This window comes from Streptomyces pilosus (genome assembly GCF_014649835.1).
Classification (GTDB): domain Bacteria; phylum Actinomycetota; class Actinomycetes; order Streptomycetales; family Streptomycetaceae; genus Streptomyces; species Streptomyces pilosus.
This window is the reverse complement of record NZ_BMTU01000004.1, coordinates 173631-194040: the sequence shown is the minus strand read 5'-3', so window position 1 is coordinate 194040 and position 20410 is coordinate 173631. Positions and strand designations below refer to the sequence as shown.

The window sequence follows — 20410 nt, the reverse complement described above, 5'->3', positions numbered from 1 at the left end:
CCTCCCGGAAGAAAACCTGTCGGACCCATACTGCCGTCTGTCCCCGGGCGCGGACGCCCGGTACGGGAAGGGGACCAGTACGTTGCAACCCCCTGCAACCCTGGTGGACGGCCGGGCCCTGATTGAACATTGAGCGACGCCGTCCCGAGCGGCGTCCACGGCTCTCAAGGGGCCCGTGCGGCGGGGGTGGTGCCGTGTCGGCGCAGCACCACCCCCGCGTCGCGCGCTCAGGACACCGGCCGGGCCCGCTCCACCAATGACGCCAGGTCCAGGGTGTGCGGCAGCGTCCCGAACGCCGCGCCCGCGTCGCCGCCCAGCCGTCCCGCGCAGAAGGCGTCCGCCACCGCCGGCGGCGCGTACCGCACCAGCAGTGATCCCTGGAGCACCAGCGCCAGCCGCTCCACCAGCCGCCGCGCCCGCGCCTCGACGCCCTCCAGGTCGGACAGTTCCGTCAGCAGGTCCTTGATCGCCGCGTCCAGCCGGTGGTCCGCCCCGCGCGCCCGCCCGACCTCCCTCAGGTAGGCGTCCAGCGCCGCCGGCTCCCGGCGCAGCGCCCGCAGCACGTCCAGCGCCTGCACGTTGCCGGCGCCCTCCCAGATCGAGTTCAGCGGCGACTCCCGCACCAGCCGGGGCATGCCCGACTCCTCCACGTACCCGTTGCCGCCCAGGCACTCGGCCGCCTCGATCGCGACGGGCGCGCACCGCTTGGTCACCCAGTACTTCGCCGCCGGCACCGCGATCCGCAGCAGCGCCCGCTCCTGCTCGCCGCCGTCGTCGTACGCCGCCGCCAGCCGCAGCGCCAGCGTGGTCGCCGCCTCCGACTCCACGGCCAGATCGGCCAGCACGTTGCGCATCAGCGGCTGGTCGACGAGCGTGCGGCCGAACGCCGCACGGTGCGCGCAGTGGTGCACCGCCTGCGCCACGGCCTGCCGCATCAGCCCCGCCGAGCCCAGCACGCAGTCCAGCCGGGTCGCCGCCACCATCCCGATGACGGTGCGCACCCCGGCCCCCTCGTCCCCGACCCGGCGGGCCCACGTCCCGTCGAACTCGACCTCGGCGGACGCGTTGGACCGGTTGCCCAGCTTGTCCTTGAGCCGCTGGATGAGGAACACGTTGCGCGTGCCGTCCTGCAGCACCCGCGGCAACAGGAAGCAGGTGAGCCCGCCGGGGGCCTGCGCCAGCACCAGGAACGCGTCCGACATGGGCGCCGAGCAGAACCACTTGTGCCCGGTCAGCTCGTACGCGCCGTCCTCGGCCAGCGGCCGCGCGACCGTCGTGTTCGCCCGTACGTCGCTGCCGCCCTGCTTCTCCGTCATGCCCATCCCGAACAGCGCGCCGGGCTTCAGGCCGGCCGGCCGCAGGGCACGGTCGTAGACCGTCGACGTCAGCCGGGGCTCCCACTCCGCCGCCAGCGCCGGGTCGGCGCGCAGCGCCGGCACCGCCGCGTGGGTCATCGACAGCGGGCACCCGTTGCCGGCCTCCGCCTGCGTCCACATCAGGAACGCCGCGGCCCGCCGCACGTGTCCGCCCGGCCGCCCCCACGCCGCCGTGAGTCCGGCCGAGACGCCCTTGCCGAGCAGCCGGTGCCAGGCGGGGTGGAAGTCGACCTCGTCGATCCGGTGACCGTAGCGGTCGTGGGTGCGCAGCCGGGGCGGGTTCTCGTTGGCCTGCACCCCCCACTCCTGCAGCTGCGCCGACCCGACCGCCCGGCCCAGCGCGGACAGTTCCGAGCGCCCCTCCTCCAGCACGTCGGCGGACAGGTGCCGCTCGACCGCCTCCGCCAGGGCCCGGTCGGCGCCGTAGACGTCGTACTGCACGAGCGGGGGAGCCTGGTTGGTCACGGAGTGCGTGCTGCCTGCCATGTCCCGAACGTACCCCGAGGCCGTGCGCCCTCACCCGGTGACCTGGCCTCTGGATGAGTGCGACCAGGCGTGACGGATACCTTTAGGACGTGCAGCCAGCAAGTGAACCCCCAGACGAGCCCTCCGGCCGCCTCCACCGGGCCCGGGCCCTCTACCGGAACGTCTCCAAACGCAGGACCGCCTGGCTGCTGCTGAAGGACACCGTCAATTCCTGCATGGAGTACCGCATCCTGGGCCTGGCGGCCGAGGCCGCGTTCTTCACGCTGCTGTCGGTGCCCCCGCTGCTGCTCAGCATGATCGGCCTGCTCGGCTACGTCGACGCGTGGACCGGCGCCGACACCATCCAGAGCCTGCAGCGCAACCTGCTCGACGCCTCCCGCACGGTGCTCTCCGACCGCGGCGTGAGCCAGATCGCGGAACCGATCCTGCGGGACGTGACGAAGGGCGGCCGGCCGGACGTCATCTCCCTCGGCTTCCTGATCGCCGTGTGGTCGGGTTCTCGCGCGGTGAACGTCTTCATCGAGACCATCACCGTCATGTACGGCCTCGACGGCGTCCGGGGCATCGTGAAGACCCGGCTGCTGGCCTTCCTGCTGTTCATCGTGGCCCTGCTGATCGGCTCGATCGCGCTGCCGCTGATGGTCGCGGGACCGGACGCGGTGGTGGAGATCGTGCCCTGGTCGACGACGCTCGTGCAGATCCTGTACTGGCCGGTCGTGATCCTGCTGTCGATCGTCTTCCTCACCACCCTCTACCACGTCTCCGTACCCGTGCGGTCCCCGTGGATCGAGGACGTGCCCGGCGCGCTGGTCGCCCTCGGCATGTGGGTGCTGGGCAGCTTCCTGCTGCGGATCTACCTGACCAACACCGTCGAGGGCCCCACCATCTACGGCTCCCTGGCCGCCCCCGTCGCCGTGCTGCTGTGGATCGGCGTGTCCGCGTTCGCGGTGCTGGTCGGCGCGGCCGTCAACGCGGCCATCGACCGGGTCTGGCCGGCCGCCGCGACCGCCGCCGCGCGCGAGGCCAACGAGCGGCTGCGGCAGGCGCAGGTCGCCGAGTACGTCGCCCGCACCGCCGCCACGGCGGGCGAGGCCGACCCCGACATGCCCTCCGAGTTCCCCGAGCGCTGGTCCCGTTTCCTGCCCCCGGAGGACGTCACCGCCCGCCTGCGCACCCAGGCGAAGACCCCTCATCCGAAGAACGGCGAAGCCCCGCCCCCTGGCGACAAGTAGGCCGCGCGGGAGGGACCGGAAACCGGTCCCTCCCGCGCCGGAGGAGCGGGGTCCGGGGCGGCGCCCCGGGTCCGGGACGGGACGGGAAGGGGCGGCGGGGGCGCATCGACCCGGCACCGCCCCGGACCCCGCGTCCGCTCACGCCTTCCACACCCCCGCCGCCGCCTCCTCGGCCACGAAAGCGGAGAAGTCCCGCGGCTCCCGCCCCAGCACCTGCCGCACCCCGTCCTCCAGGTGTGCGTTCCGTCCGTCGAGCAGCGTCCCGAACAGCCCGGTGAGGAACGCCGCCTCCTCCGCCGGCACCCCGAACCCCACCAGGGCCTCGCCGTAGTCGTGCGCCGGCACCGGCCGGTACGTCAGTGTCCGCCCCGTGGCCGCCGCGATCTCCGCCACCGCCTCCCGCCAGGTCAGCAGCCGGGGTCCGGTCACGGTGAGCGTCCGCCCCGCGTACCGCTCCCCGTCCCCCACCGCGGCCACCACCACCTCCGCGATGTCCCGCACGTCCACGAACGGCTCCGCCACCTCACCCGCCGGGAACACCAGCTCGCCGCGGCGCAGCTCGTCCGCCAGCGGCCCCTCGCTGAAGTTCTGCGCGAACCAGGCGGCCCGTACGACCGTCCACTCCGCGCCCGACGCGCGCAGTGCCTCCTCGGTGGGCAGCGCCCGGTCCTCGCCGCGCGCGGACAGCAGCACCAGCCGCCGCACCCCCAGCCCCACCGCCATCCGGGCCAGCTCCCCGACCGCCTCCGCGGTCCCGGGAGCCCCCACGTCCACCGGGTGCGCCAGATACGCGGCGTCCGCCCCGCGCAGGGCCCGCTCCCACGTCGACCGGTCCGTCCAGTCGAACCCGGTCGCCCGCGACGCCGCCCGCACCGTCGCCCCCGCCGCCTCCGCGGCCCGCGCCACCCGGCTTCCGGTGCGTCCGGAAGCGCCCGTGACGACCAGGGTCGTGTCCTTAGTCCTCTTCACTTCGTCCGTCATGCCCCGAGTCAACCGCCGTACCCCGTACCCGGACCATCGCCGAGCGGCTCACTCCCATACGCCCGCGTCTACGCTGACCGCATGGACGTACTCACCGGCCTGCTGGAGGGCCCCAGGGCCCGTGGCGCGTTCATGATCCGGGCATGTTTCGACCCGCCGTGGGCGGTCCGTGTGGAGGACCGCGCCCCGCTGACGGTGATGCTCCTCGTCCGCGGCGACGCGTGGATCGTGCCGGACGGCGGGGAGGCGCTGCGGCTGCGCCCCGGCGACCTCGCCGTCGCGCGCGGCCCCGACCCGTACACCTGCGCCGACGCCCCCGGGACCGCCCCGCAGGCGCTGATCCTCCCCGGCGGCGAGTGCCACTACCCCGACGGCCGCCCCCTGAACGGTGTCATGGACCTCGGCGTGCGCACCTGGGGCGACCGCCCCGACGGCGGCACGGTGATGCTGATCGGCACCTACCGGATGCGCGGCGAGATCGGCGGCCGCCTGCTGGACGCGCTGCCGCCGCTGCTCTCCCTCACCTCCGACGTGTGGGACTGCCCGCTGCTGCCCTTCCTCATGCGGGAGATCGTGCGGGAGGCCCCCGGGCAGGAGGTCGTCCTGGACCGGCTGCTCGACCTGCTGGTCATCGCCGCGCTGCGCGCCTGGTTCGACCGGCCGGAGGCGGAGCCGCCCGCCTGGTACGCGGCCCTGTCCGACCCCGTCGTCGGCCCGGCCGTGCGCCTGCTCCAGGACGACCCCGCCCACCCGTGGACGGTCGCCGGCCTGGCCGCGAAGGCGGGCGTCTCGCGCGCCGCCCTGGCCCGCCGCTTCACCCGGCTCGTCGGCGAACCCCCGATGGCCTACCTCACCGGCTGGCGCCTCGCCCTCGCCGCGGACCGCCTGCGCGACACCGACGACACCATCGGCGCGCTCGCCCGCCAGGTCGGTTACGGCAGCGCCTTCGCCCTCTCCACCGCCTTCAAGCGGGCCTACGGGGTCAGCCCGCAGGAGTGGCGGTCCGGGGCGGCGTAGCCTGGGCGACGTGTACAGGGAGCGGGCGTCGCGGCTGACGGGAGCGGTCGTGTGGACCAACACCCCGTCCCGGGACGGGCAGGGCAGGGTGCTGCCCGACGGCTGCATGGACCTGCTCTGGCACGAGGGACGCCTGCTGGTCGCCGGCCCCGACACCCGTGCCCACCTCACTGGGGGAGAGCCGAGCGCCTGGGCGGGCATCCGCTTCCCTCCCGGCACCGCGCCCGCCCTGCTGGGCGTCCCCGCCCACGAACTGCGCGACCGCCGCGTCGCCCTGGCCGACCTGTGGCCCGCCGCGGACGTACGGCGTCTCACCGCCCGGGTCGACGCCGCGGCCGACCCGGCGCACGGACTGGAGGGCCTCGCCCTGCGCCGGGCGGCGGACACCGCCCCGCCGGACCCCCTGCTCAGCCGTCTCGCGGCCGCCCTCGCCGCGGGCCGCCCGGTCGCCACGACCGCCGACGAACTGGGCCTGACCGCACGCCAGTTGCACCGCCGCTCCCTCGCGGCCTTCGGTTACGGGCCCAAGACGCTGGCCCGCATCCTGCGCATGCGCCGCGCCCTCGACCTCGCCCGCGCGGGCGTCCCCTTCGCCGAGACGGCCGCCCGCGCCGGCTACGCCGACCAGCCCCACCTGGCCCGCGACGTACGGGACTTGACGGGGCTGCCGCTGGGCCGCCTACTCGGCCGCGGGTAGCGGAGCGAACAGGTCCACGCCGTTTCCGTCCGGGTCGAGGAGGACGGCGTAGCGCTGCCCCCACACCGCGTCGAACGGCTTCAGTTCGAACCGGCTGCCGGCTGCGGTCATCTCCCCGAACAGCGCGTCGACGTCCGCCGGACTGTCGCAGCGCAGCGCCAGGGAGGTCCTGCCCTCGCCCGCCGGCGGCCGCCACTCGGTGTGGAACGACCGGACCACCTCCTCCGTGTCCATCATGAACCGCAGCCCGCCCGGCAGTCCGGCCTCCACGTGTCCCTGCGTCTCGGCCCCCTCGGGGAAGGCGAACCCCAGCCGCCGGTAGAAGGCGACGGAGGCCGCCATGTCCGAGACGACCATCCCGATGGCATCGAATCGTGCACTCATGCGGTCCACCGTAGGGCCGCCCCGGCGCGGCGGTCTTGAAGGAATCGGACACGCCCCCGGCGGGACGGCCTCGCTGGGCGGGGCGGGGCGGGCGGACCGGGGCGGACCGCCGCATAGGCTCTCGCGCATGACCGCCCCCGCCCGCACCGCCCTCCTCGTGTACACCCGCACCGCCGACTACCGGCACGACTCCATCCCCGCCGGTGTCGCCGCCCTGCGCGGGCTCGGTGTCTTCGACGTCGACGCCACCGAGGACCCGGCCGTCCTCGAGCGGCCGCTCGACGGTTACGCGGCCGTGGTGTTCCTCTCCACCAGCGGCGAGGTCCTCACCCCGGCCGGACGCGAGCGGCTCGCGGCGTACGTGGACGGGGGCGGCGGGTTCGCCGGGGTGCACGCCGCCGCCTGCACGGAGTACGACTGGCCGTACTACGGCGAACTGCTCGGCGCCCGCTTCGACCGCCACCCGGCCCTCCAGCCGGGCCGCGCCGTCGTCGAGGACCGGGGCCACCCGGCGACCCGGCACCTGCCGGCCGTGTGGGAGTTCACCGACGAGTGGTACGACTTCCGCACCAGCCCGCGTCCCGCCGTGCGGGTCCTCGTCTCCGCCGACGAGTCGTCGTACGAGGGCGGCGGGATGGGCTCCGACCACCCCCTGGCGTGGTGCCGGGAGCAGGGCGCGGGGCGGGTGTTCTACACCGCGCTCGGCCATGCCGCCGACGCCTACGCCGACCCCGCCTTCCGCGCCCACCTGCGCGGCGGGATCGGCTGGGCGGCCGGGTCGGCGTGAGCGCGGTCAGTCCGAGTGGTACCCCGCCGTGACCCGGCCGGCCCCCGCGGGAGTCCCGTCGGACGAGGTGATCACCTCGGAGCGGCCCTCGCCCCGGTTCAGCAGGCCGCCCGTCAGGGCGAGGCCGAGGCCGGCCACGGCGAGGACGGCGCCGACCAGGGCGGGGGAGGTCCAGCCCCAGCCCGCCGAGAGGGCGAGACCGCCCAGCCACGCGCCGCCCGCGTTGGCCAGGTTGAAGGCGGAGTGGTTGGAGGCCGCCGCCATCGTCGGGGCGTCCTTCGCCTTCGCCATGAGCAGCATCTGGACCGGCGTGGTGATGAGGGAGCCCAGCGCGCCGATGAAGGTGATCGTCACCAGGGCGGGCCAGGTGCTGTGCACGGTGAAGGAGAACGTCACCAGTGCCGCGGCGAGCAGGGCGAGGCCCGCGTACAGGGTCGGCCGCAGGGCACGGTCCGTGAGCGGGCCCGCGACCAGCGTGCCGAGCGTCATGCCGACGCCGTAGAGCGCGAGCACCAGCGTGGTCGAGGACTCGGAGATGCCCGTCACGTTGGTCAGGATCGGCACCAGGTAGCTGTAGACGGCGAAGAAGCCGCCGAAGCCGACCACGGCGACGGCCAGGCCGATGGCGACCTGCCGGTTGCCCATCGCCCGCAGCTCGTGGCGGATGCCGGACTGTCCGGCGCGGGGCTGGTGGGGGACGAAGAGGGCCAGCGCGGCGAGGGCGGCGAGCCCGATGACGGCGATCGCGAGGAAGGCGGACCGCCAGCCCAGCTGCTGGCCGAGGGCCGTGCCGGCCGGGACGCCGACGATGTTCGCGACGGTGAGTCCGAGGAACATCTTCGAGACGGCGCGCGCGGCCCGGTCGGGGGCGACCAGCCGGGAGGCCACGACGGCACCCACGCCGAACAGCGCCCCGTGCGGCAGCCCCGTCAGGAAGCGCGCGCCGAAGAGCGTGCCGTAGGTGGGCGCGAGCGCGGACGCCACGTTGCCGACGACGAACAGCCCGGTCAGGAGCAGCAGCAGCCGCTTGTGGGGCATGCGCGCACCGATGCCCGTCAGCACCGGTGCGCCGATGACGACACCGAGCGCGTAGGCGGAGACGAGGTTGCCGGCGTCCGGTACGGAGACGCCGACCCCGTCGGCGATCTGGGGCAGCAGCCCCATGGTGGCGAACTCGGTCGTGCCGAGGCCGAACGCGACGACGGCCAGGGCCAGCAGAGCCAGGGGCATGGTGCGGTGGAACCTTTCGAAGACAGCGGGCCGGATCGAGGGAGGGGAAGGACCGAGGTCGTCCCCGGCGCTCGTGGCCGGTCGCGCTGAGCACCGTTGCCCGGCGACCCCCGGAAGAGGGCAGGCCCATGGGCGGAGCGCGCCCACAAGGGAGGCAGCAAGCACGGCGGGCCGCGCATTCCAAGATCCGGCCGTCTGCCTCCGTGAGCTGTGTCACGCCGTGTCCGGCCGGGCGCCGCCCCTCAGCCTCGACCGCCCGGACGCGAACCGGGAGGAGCCGTGGAGGCGCGTTCCACCAGCCGGGTCGACAGCTCCGTGCGGGTGCTCTCGGGACGGTGGCCGTCCTTCATGCGCAGCAGCAGCCGCAGGGCCGTCGCCGCCATCTCCGCCAGCGGCTGGCGGACGGTGGTCAGCGCCGGGGCCGGCCAGCGCGCCTCGGGGAGGTCGTCGAAGCCGACCACGCTCATGTCCTCCGGCACCCGCAGGCCCCGCTCGGCCAGCGCCTCGTACACCCCGAACGCCATCCGGTCCGAGCAGAGGAAGACGGCCGTGGGCGGCTCCGGCAGATCGAGGAGTTCCCGCATCCGGCGGCGGGCGGCGGTCTCGTCGGGCCCGGTGTGCCGCACGTACTCCGGGCGGTGGCTCAGCCCGGCCGCGGCCAGGGCCGAGCGGTAGCCGGCGACGCGTGCGGCCCCGGGCATCGTGCGCCGGCGGCCGGCGATGACGGCGACGCGCTCGTGGCCCAGGGACAGCAGGTGCTCGGTCGCCGTCACCCCGCCCTGCCAGTTCGCCCCGCCCACCGAGACCGCGCCCGGCGGCGGCTCGTGCACCGGGTCGATCAGCGCGAAGGGGACACGGTGCTGCTCCAGCCAGGCGTACTGCGGCCCGGCCGGCTCCACCAGATGGAACAGCACCCCCGCCGACCCGCGCAGCACCAGCTTGTCCAGCCAGGCCCGCTCCCGCTCCGGGCGCCCGGCCCGGTCCCGGGTGAGGGCCGCCGACACGACGATCTCCAGTCCGGCGTCGTGTGCCGCCTCCTCGGCGCCGTGCAGGACCGCGCCCGACGCCGAGTCCCCGAGGGAGTGCACCACCAGGTCGACCAGGCGCGGGGAACGGGCCCCGTCGAACCGGGGCCGCCTGATGTAGCCGAGCCGGTCCAGGGCCTCGGTGACGCGGCGACGGGTCTCCGGGGCCACGTCCTCACGGCCGTTGACGACCTTGGACGCGGTCGGCACGGACACACCCGCCTCGCGGGCCACGACGGCCAGCGTCGGCCCCGCCGTCATCCCGGCACCACCCGAACGGGCCATCGGGACATCCCACCCTCCACCGAACGGACAGCACCTGCATAGAAAGCGCTTCCTACTGTAGATCCGGTAGCCCGGGGCGGGAAGAACCTCCACGAACGACAGGAATACCGCTGAGCGGTGTGGTGCTCTTGTGGTGGTCGGTGCGCCCGGTGGCAGACCGCCGGGCCCCAGGGGCCGGCGCGTGAACGCGGCGCGGTGAAGGGCTGGTGGGCACATGACGGCGGACCGGATGGATCCCGTGATCAGGACGCCGTACGGTGCCGTGCGCGGCCGCTGGGAGAGGGACGCCGCCGTGTTCCGGGGCATCCCCTACGCGGCGCCCCCCTTCGGTCCCCGCCGCTTCCGCCCGCCCGTCCCCCCGGAGCCCTGGGACGGCGTGCGCGACGCCGGCGCCTTCGGCCCGACGGCACCGAAACCCCCGTACTCCGAGGCCTTCGCCCAGTACCTCTCGGACCCGGAGATCCCCGGCGACGACTGCCTCAACCTGAACGTGTGGACCCCGGACCCGTCCCCCGACGCCCGGCTCCCCGTCCTGGTGTGGCTCCACGGCGGTGCCCTGACCAGGGGCTCCTCGGCGGTCCCCGTCTACGACGGCGGCACCTTCGCCCGCGACGGCGTCGTCTTCGTGTCCCTCAACTACCGTCTGGGCGTCGAGGGCTACGGCCTCTTCCCGGACGCCCCCGCCAACCCCGGCCTGCGCGACCAGCTGGCCGCCCTGCGGTGGGTCCACGACGCGATAGCCGCCTTCGGCGGCGACCCCGGCCGTGTCACCCTCGGCGGCCAGTCCGCCGGGGCCATCAGCGCGGGCGCCCTCGTCGCCGCCCCGCAGGCCCAGGGCCTGGTCCGCCGCGCGGTCCTGCAGAGCGGCCCGCCGGAGGGCACGGACCGCGACAAGGTGCGGCGCATGGTCCGCCGCATGGCGGCCCGCCTGAAGACACCCGCCACCGCCGAGGCGTTCGCCGCCGTCGACCGTGAGCTGCTGCTCCGCGTGCAGGCCGACATCGGCCGCCGCAGCAGCCCCGTTCTGGGCGGTCCCGCCTTCGGTGTCGTCGTCGACGGCGACCTCGTCCCGCGCGACCCCCTGGACGCCCTCACCGGCGGCGCCGCCCCCGGCGTCGGTCTCCTGACCGGCTGGACCCGCGACGAGTACCGCCTCTGGCTGGTCCCCGGCGGCCTCCTGGAACGCGTCGACCGCCTCGGCACGGTCGCCCTGGCCGGTGCGATGGCCCGCTGCCACTGCGGCAGCGAGGTCCCACGCGGCTACCGCACCCTGCACCCCGGCGCCGGTCCCGCCGAGACCGTCGGCCAGATGGTCACCGACCACCTGCTGCGCGCCCCGCTGCACCGCCTCGCCGACGGCCGCGACGAGCCGTCCTACGTCTACGAGTTCGCCTGGCCCTCGCGGCGCCCCGGCATGGGCGCCTGCCACGCCCTGGAACTGGGCTTCGTCTTCGACAGCGGCGACGAGCCCGACGCCCGCAAGCTCGCCGGCGACGGCGCGCCGCAGGACCTGTCGGACGCGATGCACGGCGCCTGGGTACGGTTCGTCACCGACGGCTCCCCCGGGTGGGAACGGTGGGACGACCGGCACCCGGTGCGGGTGTTCGGGGACGGTGCCCCGCGCACCGTCCACGGCCCCCGCGATCGCGAACTCGCCCTGTGGAGCGCCCCCGAGGCCCCCGCCGACGCCCAGCCCCCCGAGCTCCGCTCGGTCATCCGCCGGCTGCGCCGCACGGGCGCCCTGCGCCGCGACTGACCCGCGGGCGGGGCCCGTTACTGCCCGACCCGCCCGTCGACGCACTCGCGCAGCAGGTCCGCGTGCCCGCAGTGACGCGCGTACTCCTCGATCCGGTGCACCAGCAGCTCCCGCACCGCGATCCCTTCCTTCCCCAGCCGCACCCCGAGGTCCGCGTGCCCGTCCAATGCGGAGTCCGTCGCCGCCTGTTCACGCTCCAGGTCCGTGTACGCGGCCTCGACCACGGCCGGGTCGCCGACCGCCCCGTCGAAGTCCCCGTCGCGCCTGCCGTACAGCTTCGGCAGCGGCTCCCCGTCGGTGATCCAGTTGCGCCAGTCCCGCTCCGCCTCGGCGAGGTGCCGCACCAGCCCGAGCAGCGACATCGTCGACGGCGGCACCGACCGCCGCGCCAACTGCTCCGCGTCCAGCCCCTCGCACTTCATCCGCAGGGTCAGCCGGTAGTTCGTCAGCACGTCCACCAGCGTCGCGAGCTCACCGTCCGGGGCGGGGCCGTCGTTGTTGCGGGGGTCGGTGTCGGGGTCGGCCCACATGTCGGGGTGGACGGTGGCCTCGGTCCATCGCGCGGGTGCGTCGCTCATGGGCCCATGCTCGACGGGGCGGGCCCGGCCGCGCCATCGCTTTTCCCGCCCGTGCCGCCCCCGGCGCCTACGCGCCCTGCTGCCGGCTGACCATCTCGCCGATCCACACCGGCGCGAACGGGGACGTACAGCCCGGGGACGTCGGGTAGTCCTTGAGCACCTCCAGCCGCTCACCGATGCCGATCACCCGGGCGCGGTACTCGGAGTGGTCGATCCCGATCTGCGCGAGGCAGTGGTTCATCGCCCACTGGAGACGGTCCGGGGCGTCCTTCATCTCCGACTCGACGACGTCGAGCAGCCCCGCCAGGTCGAGGCCCTCGGGCTTCTTCGCCACCCGCTCGGTGGTCAGCGCCCAGCCCGCGGCGGCGACCACCGGACGCCCTGGGCCGGCACACCAGCAGCGCCAGCAGCCGCGCGGCGGTGTCCTCCGTCGCCCACAGCTCACGCGCGAGCTCCTGCTGCGTCCTCAGCCGCTTGGCGAGCGCCCGCAGCTTGCTCAGGTTCACCCCGTGGTCGTCACGCGCGCGTGCCGTTACTCCGTCGACGGTACGGAGAGGAAGGCCGCCCAGGCCTCAGGGGTGACGGTGAGGTGGGGAGCGTCCGGGGTCTTGGAGTCGCGGATGTGGACGGCGGCGGGCTGGGTGGCGACTTCGAGGCATTCGCCGCCTTCGCTGCCGCTGTAACTCGACTTGAACCACTCAAGTGCGGTGCCAGTCATGCCTCTCCCCGAAGCCGGTCCAGCAGGTCCCTCGTATCCTCGGTGTTGAGGGCCTGGGTGCGCAGCATCGCATACTTCTGTGTGAGGATCCCCACCCCGTCCGGATCGGCGATCAGTTGACTGCCTCGGTGGGTTTCCATGTAGGCGACCCGCTGATGCTCGGGGGTTTCCAGGAGGACGAAGGGGCCGTCCAGCCCGGCGTGAGACGTGCGGCCAAGAGGCAGCACCTGGACGGTGATCCCGGGTACGTCGGCGTATTCGCGCAGCTTCCTCAGTTGCTCCACGTACACGTCCCTCCCGCCCAGACGATCCCTGAGCACAGCCTCCCAGACGACGAAGCTGGTGGTGGGCGGCACTTTGCGTCGCAGGATGTCCTGACGCTGCATGCGCGAGGCGACGAGTTGCTCGATCTCCTCCTCGTCGTAGACAGGGACCCGGCTGCGGAAGACGGCCCGGGCGTACGCCTCGGTTTGCAGCTGGCCCGGTACGGCGAGGCTTCCGTACACGGAGATCGCGATCGCCTCCCGCTCCCGGTCCAGGTACTCCTCCGCCCACAGCGGCACCAGGTCCACCTCCGGCATCCGGCTGAGCGCGACCGACAGGGCGCCCTTCGTGTCGAGGAGGTCGTCGAGCTGCTCGGCGAGGTCGGGCTTCAACGGGCGTCTGCCCTGTTCGATGGAGGCGATCTGCTGCTCGCCGATGACGAAGCGCTCGCCCAGGGACTTCTGGGTGTGGCCGGCGGACTGGCGGTACAGGGCGAGCAGCGCGCCCACCATCCTCATCGCCGAGGCGTTTCTCCGTGTCGTGGTGCCCATGAGGCGGAACTCCCCAGCCGTGCGCGTACGTTCACCGTCGCGCATCCGTACAGTCGGGCCGTACGGGTGCGCGGACTGTTCCATGGTGGACACGGAGCGTGAGTCTCGTCCCGTGAATCAGGAAACTTCACCCCCACTCCAGGTCCCCTGCCCCCGTGAGCGCCTCTTCCGCCGTGAGCGGCGTTCCGTGCCCGGTGCGCGGGCGTTCGCACGGCGGGTGCTGGAGGACTGGGGCGTGCACGCGTCGCGGATCGACGACGTGCTGCTGTGCGTCAGTGAACTGGCGACCAACGCCCTGCTGCACGGAGTACCGCCCGGCCGGGGCCTTCTGCTGAGGCTGCTGCCGTACGCCGACAGCGTCCGTGTGGAGGTGCACGACAGCGGGGGAGGCGTGCCTGCCGTCCCGCGCGGTGCGCCCGACGAGCCCGACGAGAGCGGGCGCGGGTTGCTGCTCGTGGCCGGGCTGGCGGACAGGTGGGGGGTGGGGGAGAGGAGCCCGGGCAAGGTCGTGTGGTGCGAGTTCGCCCTCACCGCCGTGCCGTCACGCGACGCTTCCGCGCGGTTCGGTCCCCGCCCGGACGGTCCTCCCGCCGACGCGATGCTGTGACTTCGTACCGGGTGAACGGCCCGGGCGCGGACCCTCCGCGCCGGGCGCATGCTCGCGCCTCCCGCGTTCTTTAGCATGGTGTGTGCCGATTGATGCGGTGGGTGTGCCATCCGTCAGGGACGAGAACGCGGTGACGAGACAGCAGCACGCTTCCGGGCCGGCCGGTGTGCGGGGAACGGAGCGCGCCGACGGCCTGCCGTTCCACCCGCCCGCTGTGGCTTCCGTCCGTGCGGCGGCCGGGGTGATGGCCCTGCTCGCCGCCGTTCTGGGCCTGGTGGGCCTGACCGGGTGGGTCTTCGACGTCGACGTGCTGAAGAGCGTGCTGCCCGGGGTCGCCACGTCCATGAAGGCGAACGCCGCCGTGGCCGTCGTGGCGCTGGGGGTCTCGCTGTTCCTCGTCGCCCGCGGCCCGGTCCACAACCCGTGGGCGGCCGGGGCGGCCCGCGCGGCGGCTGTCCTGGCCCTGGTGCTCGGGGCGCTCACTCTGGCGGAGTACGCCCTCGGCACCCGCCTCGGCATCGACGAGCTGCTGTTCGAGGACGACACCGCGGACGTGCAGACGAGGGTGGCCGGGCGGATGGCGCCGAACACGGCCGCGGCCGTGACGCTCGCCGGCGTGGCGTCCCTGTGCGCGAGCACGCGGCGGCTGCCCGCGTGGATCAGCCAGGTCATGGGGCTGGTGGTCGGCGCCCTCGGCATGCTGCGGCTGTACGGGGCCGCGTACGAGGTGCCCGAGCTGGAGCGGTTCGGCGCCTACACGGGCATGGCCCTGCACACCGCGCCTGCCCTGGCCCTCCTGGGCGCGGCCGCCTTTCTGGCCCGGCCGGACGAGGGGCTGACCGGGCTCCTCATGAACGCGGGCACGACGGGCGCGCTGGGCCGCCGGCTGCTCGTCGCCGCCGTGGTCGCGCCGCCCCTGCTGGGCTGGGCCGTCCTGGCGGGCGAGAACGCGGAGATGTTCGGACCGAGGCTGGGCATCGCCCTGCTGGTGTGGGGCCATGTGGCCGCCCTCACCGCGGTGATCTTCGCGGCCCTGACGGTGGGCCGCCGGGTCGAGGTGGCCCACGGCCGTCTCGCCTGGCAGGTGCGCCAGAACGAACTGCTGCAGGACTTCATGGACCACACGCCGGCGGCGGTGTTCATCAAGGATCTGGAGGGCCGCTTCCTGGCGGTCAACACGACGTTCGCGGCGATCGTGGGGGTGGCCCGCGACCAGGTGCTGGGCCGCCGCGACCTGGACGTCCTGCCGGCCGGTCTCGGCCGTCACGCGCGGGACGCCGACCTGGCGATGCTGGCCGGGGGCGCCCCGGTGCAGCGGGAGGAGACGCTCACCCTGCCGGACGGCCCGGGGGAGTTCCTGACCACCCTGTTCCCGCTCAACGACGCGGCCGGCGCCCCCTACGCCGTGTGCGGTGTGATCACCGACATCACCGAACGCGTCGCCGCGCAGCGCGAGGTGCAGCGGGCGCACCGGCGGTTCCGGGCGCTGCTGGAGTCGGCGCCCGACGCCACGCTCATCACGGACGGCAGCGGCACCGTCGTCATGGCCAACGCCCAGGTGGAGCACGTGTTCGGCCGACTGCCGGACGACCTCGTCGGCACCCGGGTCGTCGACCTGGCGCCCGCCTCGCGGCGCCGCCGGCAGGGTGCCCTCCTCGGCGCCTACCTGCGGCGGCGCGACCCGCAGCCGGCGGTCGTGGACCGGAACCTTCAGGGGCTGCGCGCCGACGGCTCCGCCTTCCCCGTGGAGGTCAGCGTCAGCAGCCTCCAGACCGAGGAGGAGACCCTGGCCGTGCTGTCCGTGCGGGACATCAGCGAGCGCAGGCGGGCGGAGGCCGTGCGCGCCGAGCGCTACGAGCAGCAGCGGCACATCGCCTACACCCTCCAGCACAGTCTGATGGGGGAGCCGCCCACCCTGGCCCACCTGCCCAGCGCGTACCGGTACCTGGCGTCCGTGCAGGACCCCGGGGTCGGCGGCGACTGGTTCGACATCATCCCCCTCGGCGGCCGCCGCACCGGCGTCATCATCGGCGACGTGATGGGCCGGGGGCTGGAGGCGGCGGCCGTCATGGGGCAGCTGCGCGCCGCCTCCCACGCGCTGGCCGGTACGGGCGCGGCGCCAAGCCGGCTGATGACCGCACTGGACGTCTTCGTCGGCGACCTGGCCGGCCAGCTCGTAACCTGCCTCTACCTGATCCTGGACCAGGACGCGTGCGAGGTCACCGTCTGCTCGGCGGGCCATCTGCCCGTCGTCGTCCTGCCGCCCGGCGGGCCCCCCGGGCGGCTGGGGACACCGGTCGGCGTGCCCCTCGGGGTCAACGACCCGGGCGGGGTCGGGCTGCCGTTCGAGGAGTCCACCGTGCCGCTGCCGCCGGGCAGCGTCCTCGTCCTGTACACCGACGGGCTGGTCGAACAGCCCGGCACCGACATCGAGGCGCGGATCGACGTTCTCGCCCGTACCGCCGGGATGGCCCTGACGGGTGTCCGCGCCGGCCCGGAGGTCCTGGACCGGGTGGCGGACCTGCTGATCCGCACCTTCATCACCGCCCCGGACGACCACGACGACGACGTGACCCTGCTCCTGCTCGGCGTGCCCGGTCCGGCCGGCGCGGACGGGCCCGACGGCGCGGACGGACCCCACCGGCCCCACGGGCCCGACGGCGCGGACGGGGCGGAAGAAGCGGACCGGCCGGACGGGCCGGACGACACCGGCCGCTGACGGGGGGCGAGGGCGCTACGACGGCCGGAGCACCTCCGCCACCGACGCGACCGTCCCCGGCCCCACCCGGCAGCACCCGCCGATCAGCCGGGCCCCCGCCGCGCGCCACCCCGCGGCGCGGGAGGCGGTGAACGTCGGCCGGCCGGTCCACGTCCGCGCCCCGGCGTCCCACCGCTCCCCGCTGTTGGGGTAGACCACGACCGGCTTGCCGGTGACGCGGGCGGCGAGGGCGACGGCGTGGTCGGCGTCCTCGGGCGTGCAGCAGTTCACACCGACCGCGATCACCTCGTCCGCCCGCGCGGCCAGGGCGAAGGCTTCCTCCAGCGGCCGGCCCGCGCGGGTGCGGCCGCCGGCCGCCGAGTACGACAGCCAGGCCGGTGTGCCGAGCCCGCGCAGCGCGCGCAGCAGCGCCTCGGCCTCGTCCGTGTCGGGGATCGTCTCCAGGGCCAGCACGTCCGGGGCCGCGGCCGCCAGGACCTCCATGCGGGGGCGGTGGAAGCGTTCCAGCTCCGCGACGGACAGGCCGTACCGGCCCCGGTACTCGGAGCCGTCCGCGAGCATCGCCCCGTACGGGCCGACCGAGGCCGCCACCCAGAGCGGACGGGACGCCCCCACCCGCCCGGCCGCCGCGCGGGCGCACTGCACGCTCAGCGTGAGCAGGGAGGCCGCCTCGTCCCGGCCGATGCCGCGCCGCGCGAACCCCTCGAACGTCGCCTGGTAACTCGCCGTGATCGCCACGTCCGCGCCCGCCTCGAAGTAGGCGCGGTGCGCTCCGGTCACCGCCTCCGGGTCCTCGGCGAGCAGCCGGGCGGACCACAGCTCGTCGCTCAGGTCGTGCCCCGCCGAGGCGAGCTGGTTCGACAGGCCGCCGTCGAGGACGACGGTGCGGCCGCCGGCCAGTGCCCCGGCCAGGGACGGCGTGGTGCGGGTGCTCATGGCCCCGACGGTAATGCGCGCGCCGGTCACGGCGCGCCGTTCCGGGGCACTGCTGGGATGCTGAAGGGAGCACAGCCGTGGCCGGAGAGAGCAGGGGCGGTGGGTGCCGTGACAGAAGCCGACGGACGGGACACGGAGGCGGCCTCGCGGAGACGGTTCGCCGACCCGCACGGCGACCCGTTCCTGCGGACCAGGTTCGCCGTCCCCGCGCGCCCCGTGACGTTCCTGCCGCGCCCGCGGCTGACCCGGCACCTGGACGACGCCCTGTGCACCCCGCTGACCATGGTCAACGGGGCGGCCGGGGCCGGGAAGAGCCTGCTGGTCGCCGACTGGGTGCGCGGTCTGGACCGGCCGGGCGGACTGCCGGTCGCCTGGCTCACCACCGACGCGGCCGGGGACGCGCCGGGGATGTTCTGGGCGTACCTGATGCAGGCCCTGCGCGTCGCCGGTGTCCCGCCGTCCGCGGACATCGGGTTCCCGGCGGACGCGGGCCGGCTCAGCCCCACCCTCCGGGCCCGGCTCGCCGCCGAACTGAACGCCCGGGAGCGGCCCGTGGTCGTCGTGCTCGACGAGTTCGACCGGGTCACCTCCCCGGAGATCGCCGAACAGCTGGAGTTCGTCCTGCGCCACGCGGGGCCGGGACTGCGGCTGGTCCTCGTCACCCGCACCGAACCGCTGCTGCCCCTGCACCGCTACCGGGCCGCCGGCGAGCTGACGGAGATCAGGGACGCCGAGCTGGCGTTCACCCCGCAGGAGGCGGCCCGGCTGATGGAGCTGCACGGGCTGCGGCTGCCCCCGGCCGCGGTGCGCGGACTCGTGGAGCGCACCCGGGGCTGGGCCGCCGGACTGCGGCTGTCCGCGCTGGCGGCGGGGCAGAGCACGGACCCGGAGGCGTACCTGGCGGAGTTCGAGGCGGACCGGAGCGCCATCGCCGACTTCCTCCTGGCGGAGGTGCTGAAAAGGCAGGACGCCGGCACCCAGGAGCTGCTGCTGCGGGTGAGCGTGCTCGACCGGTTCTCCCCCGCCCTGGCCGACGCGGTCACCGGGCGCGACGACGCCGAGGGCGTGCTGGCGCGGCTGAGCCGCGACAACGCGTTCGTCGAACACGTCGGGCACGGCCTGTACCGCCTCCACCCCCTGTTCGCGGAGATCCTCCGCGCCCACCTGCGGATGCGGCGGCCCGGCCGGGAAGCCGAGCTGCACCTGCGGGCCGCCGCGTGGCTGCGGCGCTCCGGGGCCCTCGCGGAGGCGCTCGGGCACGGGGCCGCCGCCGACGACTGGGAGTTCACCGCCGGTGCCCTGGTCGACGACCTCGCCATCGGGCAGTTCTTCACGGGGTTGCGCGCCGACGCGGTGACCGGGCTGTTCGCCCGGATGGGGCGGGAGGGCGCCGGTCCCGCCCCCGAGCTGGTGCGGGCCGCCGGCCGGCTGGCCCGGTGCGAACTGGACGCGGGGCTGACCCATCTGCGTCGCGCGCAGCGCGAGCTGGGGGAGTACGACGGCACGCCGGACGAGGCGGCCGTGCGGCTGACCTGCGCCCTGCTGGAGGCGCTCGCCGCCCGGATGGCCGGCGCCCCGGACCGTGCGGAGGAGGCGGCGCGGGCGGCCGGGGAACTGTGGGGAGCGGTCCCCGAGGGGCTGCTGGACCGGCATCCGGAACTCACCGCGCTGCTGCTGGACCACCTGGGGTCGGCGCGGCTGTGGGCCGGGCACTTCGAGGAAGCGCGGGCCGCCCTGACGGCGGTGGCGGACACCGCACCGGGCGCGGCCACCGCGCTCCCGCGTGAGGACTCGCTGGGCAGGCTCGCCCTGATCGACTACCTGGACGGCTGGCTGGCCGGCGCCGAGCACAGGGCCCGCGAGGCGCTCGCCGAGACGGAGCGGTTCGGGCTGCCCCGGCCGTCCGGGTCGGGAGTCGAACGGCTGGTCCTGGCCGCCGTCGCCGTGGACCGCGACGAACTGGGGCAGGCGCAGGCGCTGCTCGACACGTCGGCCGGGGCGCACCCGGCGATGCGGGACCCCGTGCTGCAGGCCGGCCGCGCCCTGACGTCCGCGCGTCTGCTGCTGGCGCGGGGTGAGACGCAGGCCGCGCTCAAGGCGGTGGAGGCGGAGGTGCCGGCCGAGGCGGCCTCGCCGTGGGCGCGCGGGGAGGCGGCGCTCGTCGCGGCAGCCGCGCACCTCGCCGAGGGCCGGACGCGGACGGCCGAGGGACTCCTGGCGGAGGTGCCCGACGAGCAGGTGGCGTGCGCGGTGGGTGCCGCGCGGCTCCACCTCGCCACCGGACGGGCCGCCGAGGCCGTACGCCTGCTCGACCGGGTGCGTCCGGAGGAACGGGCCGGCCCCGCGGTGACCGTCCGGGCCGCGCTGGTGCGGGCACAGGCGGCGCACGAGGCCGGGGACGGCGCGACCGCGCGGCGGCTCGTCGCCCGGGCGCTGGCCCAGGCGCGGGGGGAGCGGCTGCGCCGGCCCTTCCGCGAGGCCGGGCCGTGGATACGGCCGTACCTGGACGGGACGACCCGTCACCGGCTCACGCCCGGCACCGGTCCCGCCCCGCGCCGGCCGGGGACGCCGCCACCGGTCGTCGAGGAACTCAGCGGGCGCGAGCACGACGTGCTGCGCCGGCTGGCGATGACGATGTCGACCGAGGAGATCGCCGCCGACCTGTACGTGTCGGTGAACACCGTCAAGACCCACCTGAAGAGCGTCTACCGCAAGCTGTCGGTCAACCGCCGCAACGAGGCGGTGCGCCGCGCCCGCGACCTGGATCTGCTGTGACGAGGG

At 75.0% G+C, this 20410-nt stretch carries 17 protein-coding genes and 1 pseudogene; 8 read left to right on the top strand and 10 right to left on the bottom strand.

Going from position 1 to position 20410, the window contains the following annotated elements; translation table 11 throughout:
* Positions 1-227 precede the first annotated feature (227 nt).
* A complete protein-coding gene (locus tag IE118_RS12025) occupies positions 228-1862 on the bottom strand; it encodes an acyl-CoA dehydrogenase family protein (RefSeq protein ID WP_189557784.1) in 1635 nt (544 codons plus the stop codon).
* Positions 1863-1951: 89 nt separating this feature from the next.
* On the opposite strand from IE118_RS12025, the gene IE118_RS12020 reads away from it, so the two are divergent.
* On the top strand, positions 1952-3094 hold the full coding sequence (locus tag IE118_RS12020; RefSeq protein ID WP_189557783.1) for a YihY/virulence factor BrkB family protein: 1143 nt from the start codon (positions 1952-1954) through the stop codon (positions 3092-3094).
* A gap of 138 nt (positions 3095-3232) precedes the next feature.
* Here IE118_RS12020 and IE118_RS12015 read toward each other — a convergent pair whose 3' ends face one another.
* Positions 3233-4075, bottom strand: a complete 843-nt coding sequence (locus IE118_RS12015; protein WP_189557782.1) for an NmrA family NAD(P)-binding protein — start codon at positions 4073-4075, stop codon at positions 3233-3235.
* An 81-nt stretch (positions 4076-4156) separates the two neighbouring features.
* On the opposite strand from IE118_RS12015, the gene IE118_RS12010 reads away from it, so the two are divergent.
* A complete protein-coding gene (locus IE118_RS12010; protein ID WP_189557781.1) occupies positions 4157-5092 on the top strand; it encodes an AraC family transcriptional regulator in 936 nt (311 codons plus the stop codon).
* A gap of 10 nt (positions 5093-5102) precedes the next feature.
* Complete coding sequence (locus IE118_RS12005; RefSeq protein WP_189557780.1) at positions 5103-5789, top strand: helix-turn-helix domain-containing protein; 687 nt, start codon at positions 5103-5105, stop codon at positions 5787-5789.
* On the opposite strand, the gene IE118_RS12000 is transcribed toward IE118_RS12005, so the two are convergent.
* On the bottom strand, positions 5772-6173 hold the full coding sequence (locus IE118_RS12000) for a VOC family protein (protein WP_189557779.1): 402 nt from the start codon (positions 6171-6173) through the stop codon (positions 5772-5774). The genes IE118_RS12005 and IE118_RS12000 overlap by 18 nt on opposite strands.
* Positions 6174-6300: 127 nt before the next feature.
* Here IE118_RS12000 and IE118_RS11995 point away from each other — a divergent pair, with 127 nt between their 5' ends.
* Complete coding sequence (locus IE118_RS11995; RefSeq protein ID WP_189557778.1) at positions 6301-6960, top strand: ThuA domain-containing protein; 660 nt, start codon at positions 6301-6303, stop codon at positions 6958-6960.
* 6 nt (positions 6961-6966) lie between these two features.
* Here the strand turns inward: IE118_RS11995 and IE118_RS11990 are convergent, their stop codons facing one another.
* Both IE118_RS11990 and IE118_RS11985 read right to left on the bottom strand, forming a co-directional pair.
* Positions 6967-8190: an MFS transporter gene (locus tag IE118_RS11990; RefSeq protein ID WP_189557777.1), complete on the bottom strand. Its 1224-nt coding sequence runs from the start codon at positions 8188-8190 to the stop codon at positions 6967-6969.
* Between the two features lie 242 nt (positions 8191-8432).
* Complete coding sequence (locus tag IE118_RS11985; RefSeq protein WP_189557776.1) at positions 8433-9500, bottom strand: LacI family DNA-binding transcriptional regulator; 1068 nt, start codon at positions 9498-9500, stop codon at positions 8433-8435.
* A gap of 214 nt (positions 9501-9714) precedes the next feature.
* On the opposite strand from IE118_RS11985, the gene IE118_RS11980 reads away from it, so the two are divergent.
* A complete protein-coding gene (locus tag IE118_RS11980) occupies positions 9715-11256 on the top strand; it encodes a carboxylesterase/lipase family protein (RefSeq protein WP_189557775.1) in 1542 nt (513 codons plus the stop codon).
* Between the two features lie 17 nt (positions 11257-11273).
* On the opposite strand, the gene IE118_RS11975 is transcribed toward IE118_RS11980, so the two are convergent.
* From IE118_RS11975 to IE118_RS11960, 4 genes and pseudogenes are all read right to left on the bottom strand, one after another.
* Positions 11274-11834, bottom strand: coding sequence for a DinB family protein (locus IE118_RS11975; protein ID WP_189557774.1), 561 nt, complete (start codon positions 11832-11834; stop codon positions 11274-11276).
* A 67-nt stretch (positions 11835-11901) separates the two neighbouring features.
* Positions 11902-12403 (bottom strand): annotated as a pseudogene (locus IE118_RS11970) (DNA alkylation repair protein).
* The gene (locus IE118_RS11965) at positions 12367-12552 is read right to left on the bottom strand and encodes a DUF397 domain-containing protein (RefSeq protein WP_189557773.1); all 186 of its coding nucleotides are present in this window, start codon (positions 12550-12552) and stop codon (positions 12367-12369) included. The pseudogene IE118_RS11970 and the gene IE118_RS11965 overlap by 37 nt, the downstream one beginning before the upstream one ends.
* A complete protein-coding gene (locus tag IE118_RS11960) occupies positions 12549-13367 on the bottom strand; it encodes a helix-turn-helix domain-containing protein (RefSeq protein WP_229846779.1) in 819 nt (272 codons plus the stop codon). The genes IE118_RS11965 and IE118_RS11960 overlap by 4 nt, the downstream gene beginning before the upstream one ends.
* Before the next feature lie 82 nt (positions 13368-13449).
* Here IE118_RS11960 and IE118_RS11955 point away from each other — a divergent pair, with 82 nt between their 5' ends.
* Positions 13450-13974: an ATP-binding protein gene (locus tag IE118_RS11955; RefSeq protein WP_189557772.1), complete on the top strand. Its 525-nt coding sequence runs from the start codon at positions 13450-13452 to the stop codon at positions 13972-13974.
* 130 nt (positions 13975-14104) lie between these two features.
* On the top strand, positions 14105-16693 hold the full coding sequence (locus IE118_RS11950; protein WP_189557771.1) for a SpoIIE family protein phosphatase: 2589 nt from the start codon (positions 14105-14107) through the stop codon (positions 16691-16693).
* Positions 16694-16708: 15 nt separating this feature from the next.
* Here the strand turns inward: IE118_RS11950 and mmuM are convergent, their stop codons facing one another.
* Positions 16709-17629 (bottom strand): homocysteine S-methyltransferase, encoded by a 921-nt coding sequence (gene mmuM, locus IE118_RS11945; RefSeq protein WP_189557770.1) that lies wholly within the window; start codon positions 17627-17629, stop codon positions 16709-16711.
* A 57-nt stretch (positions 17630-17686) separates the two neighbouring features.
* On the opposite strand from mmuM, the gene IE118_RS11940 reads away from it, so the two are divergent.
* The gene (locus IE118_RS11940; RefSeq protein ID WP_189557769.1) at positions 17687-20404 is read left to right on the top strand and encodes a helix-turn-helix transcriptional regulator; all 2718 of its coding nucleotides are present in this window, start codon (positions 17687-17689) and stop codon (positions 20402-20404) included.
* Positions 20405-20410 lie beyond the last annotated feature (6 nt).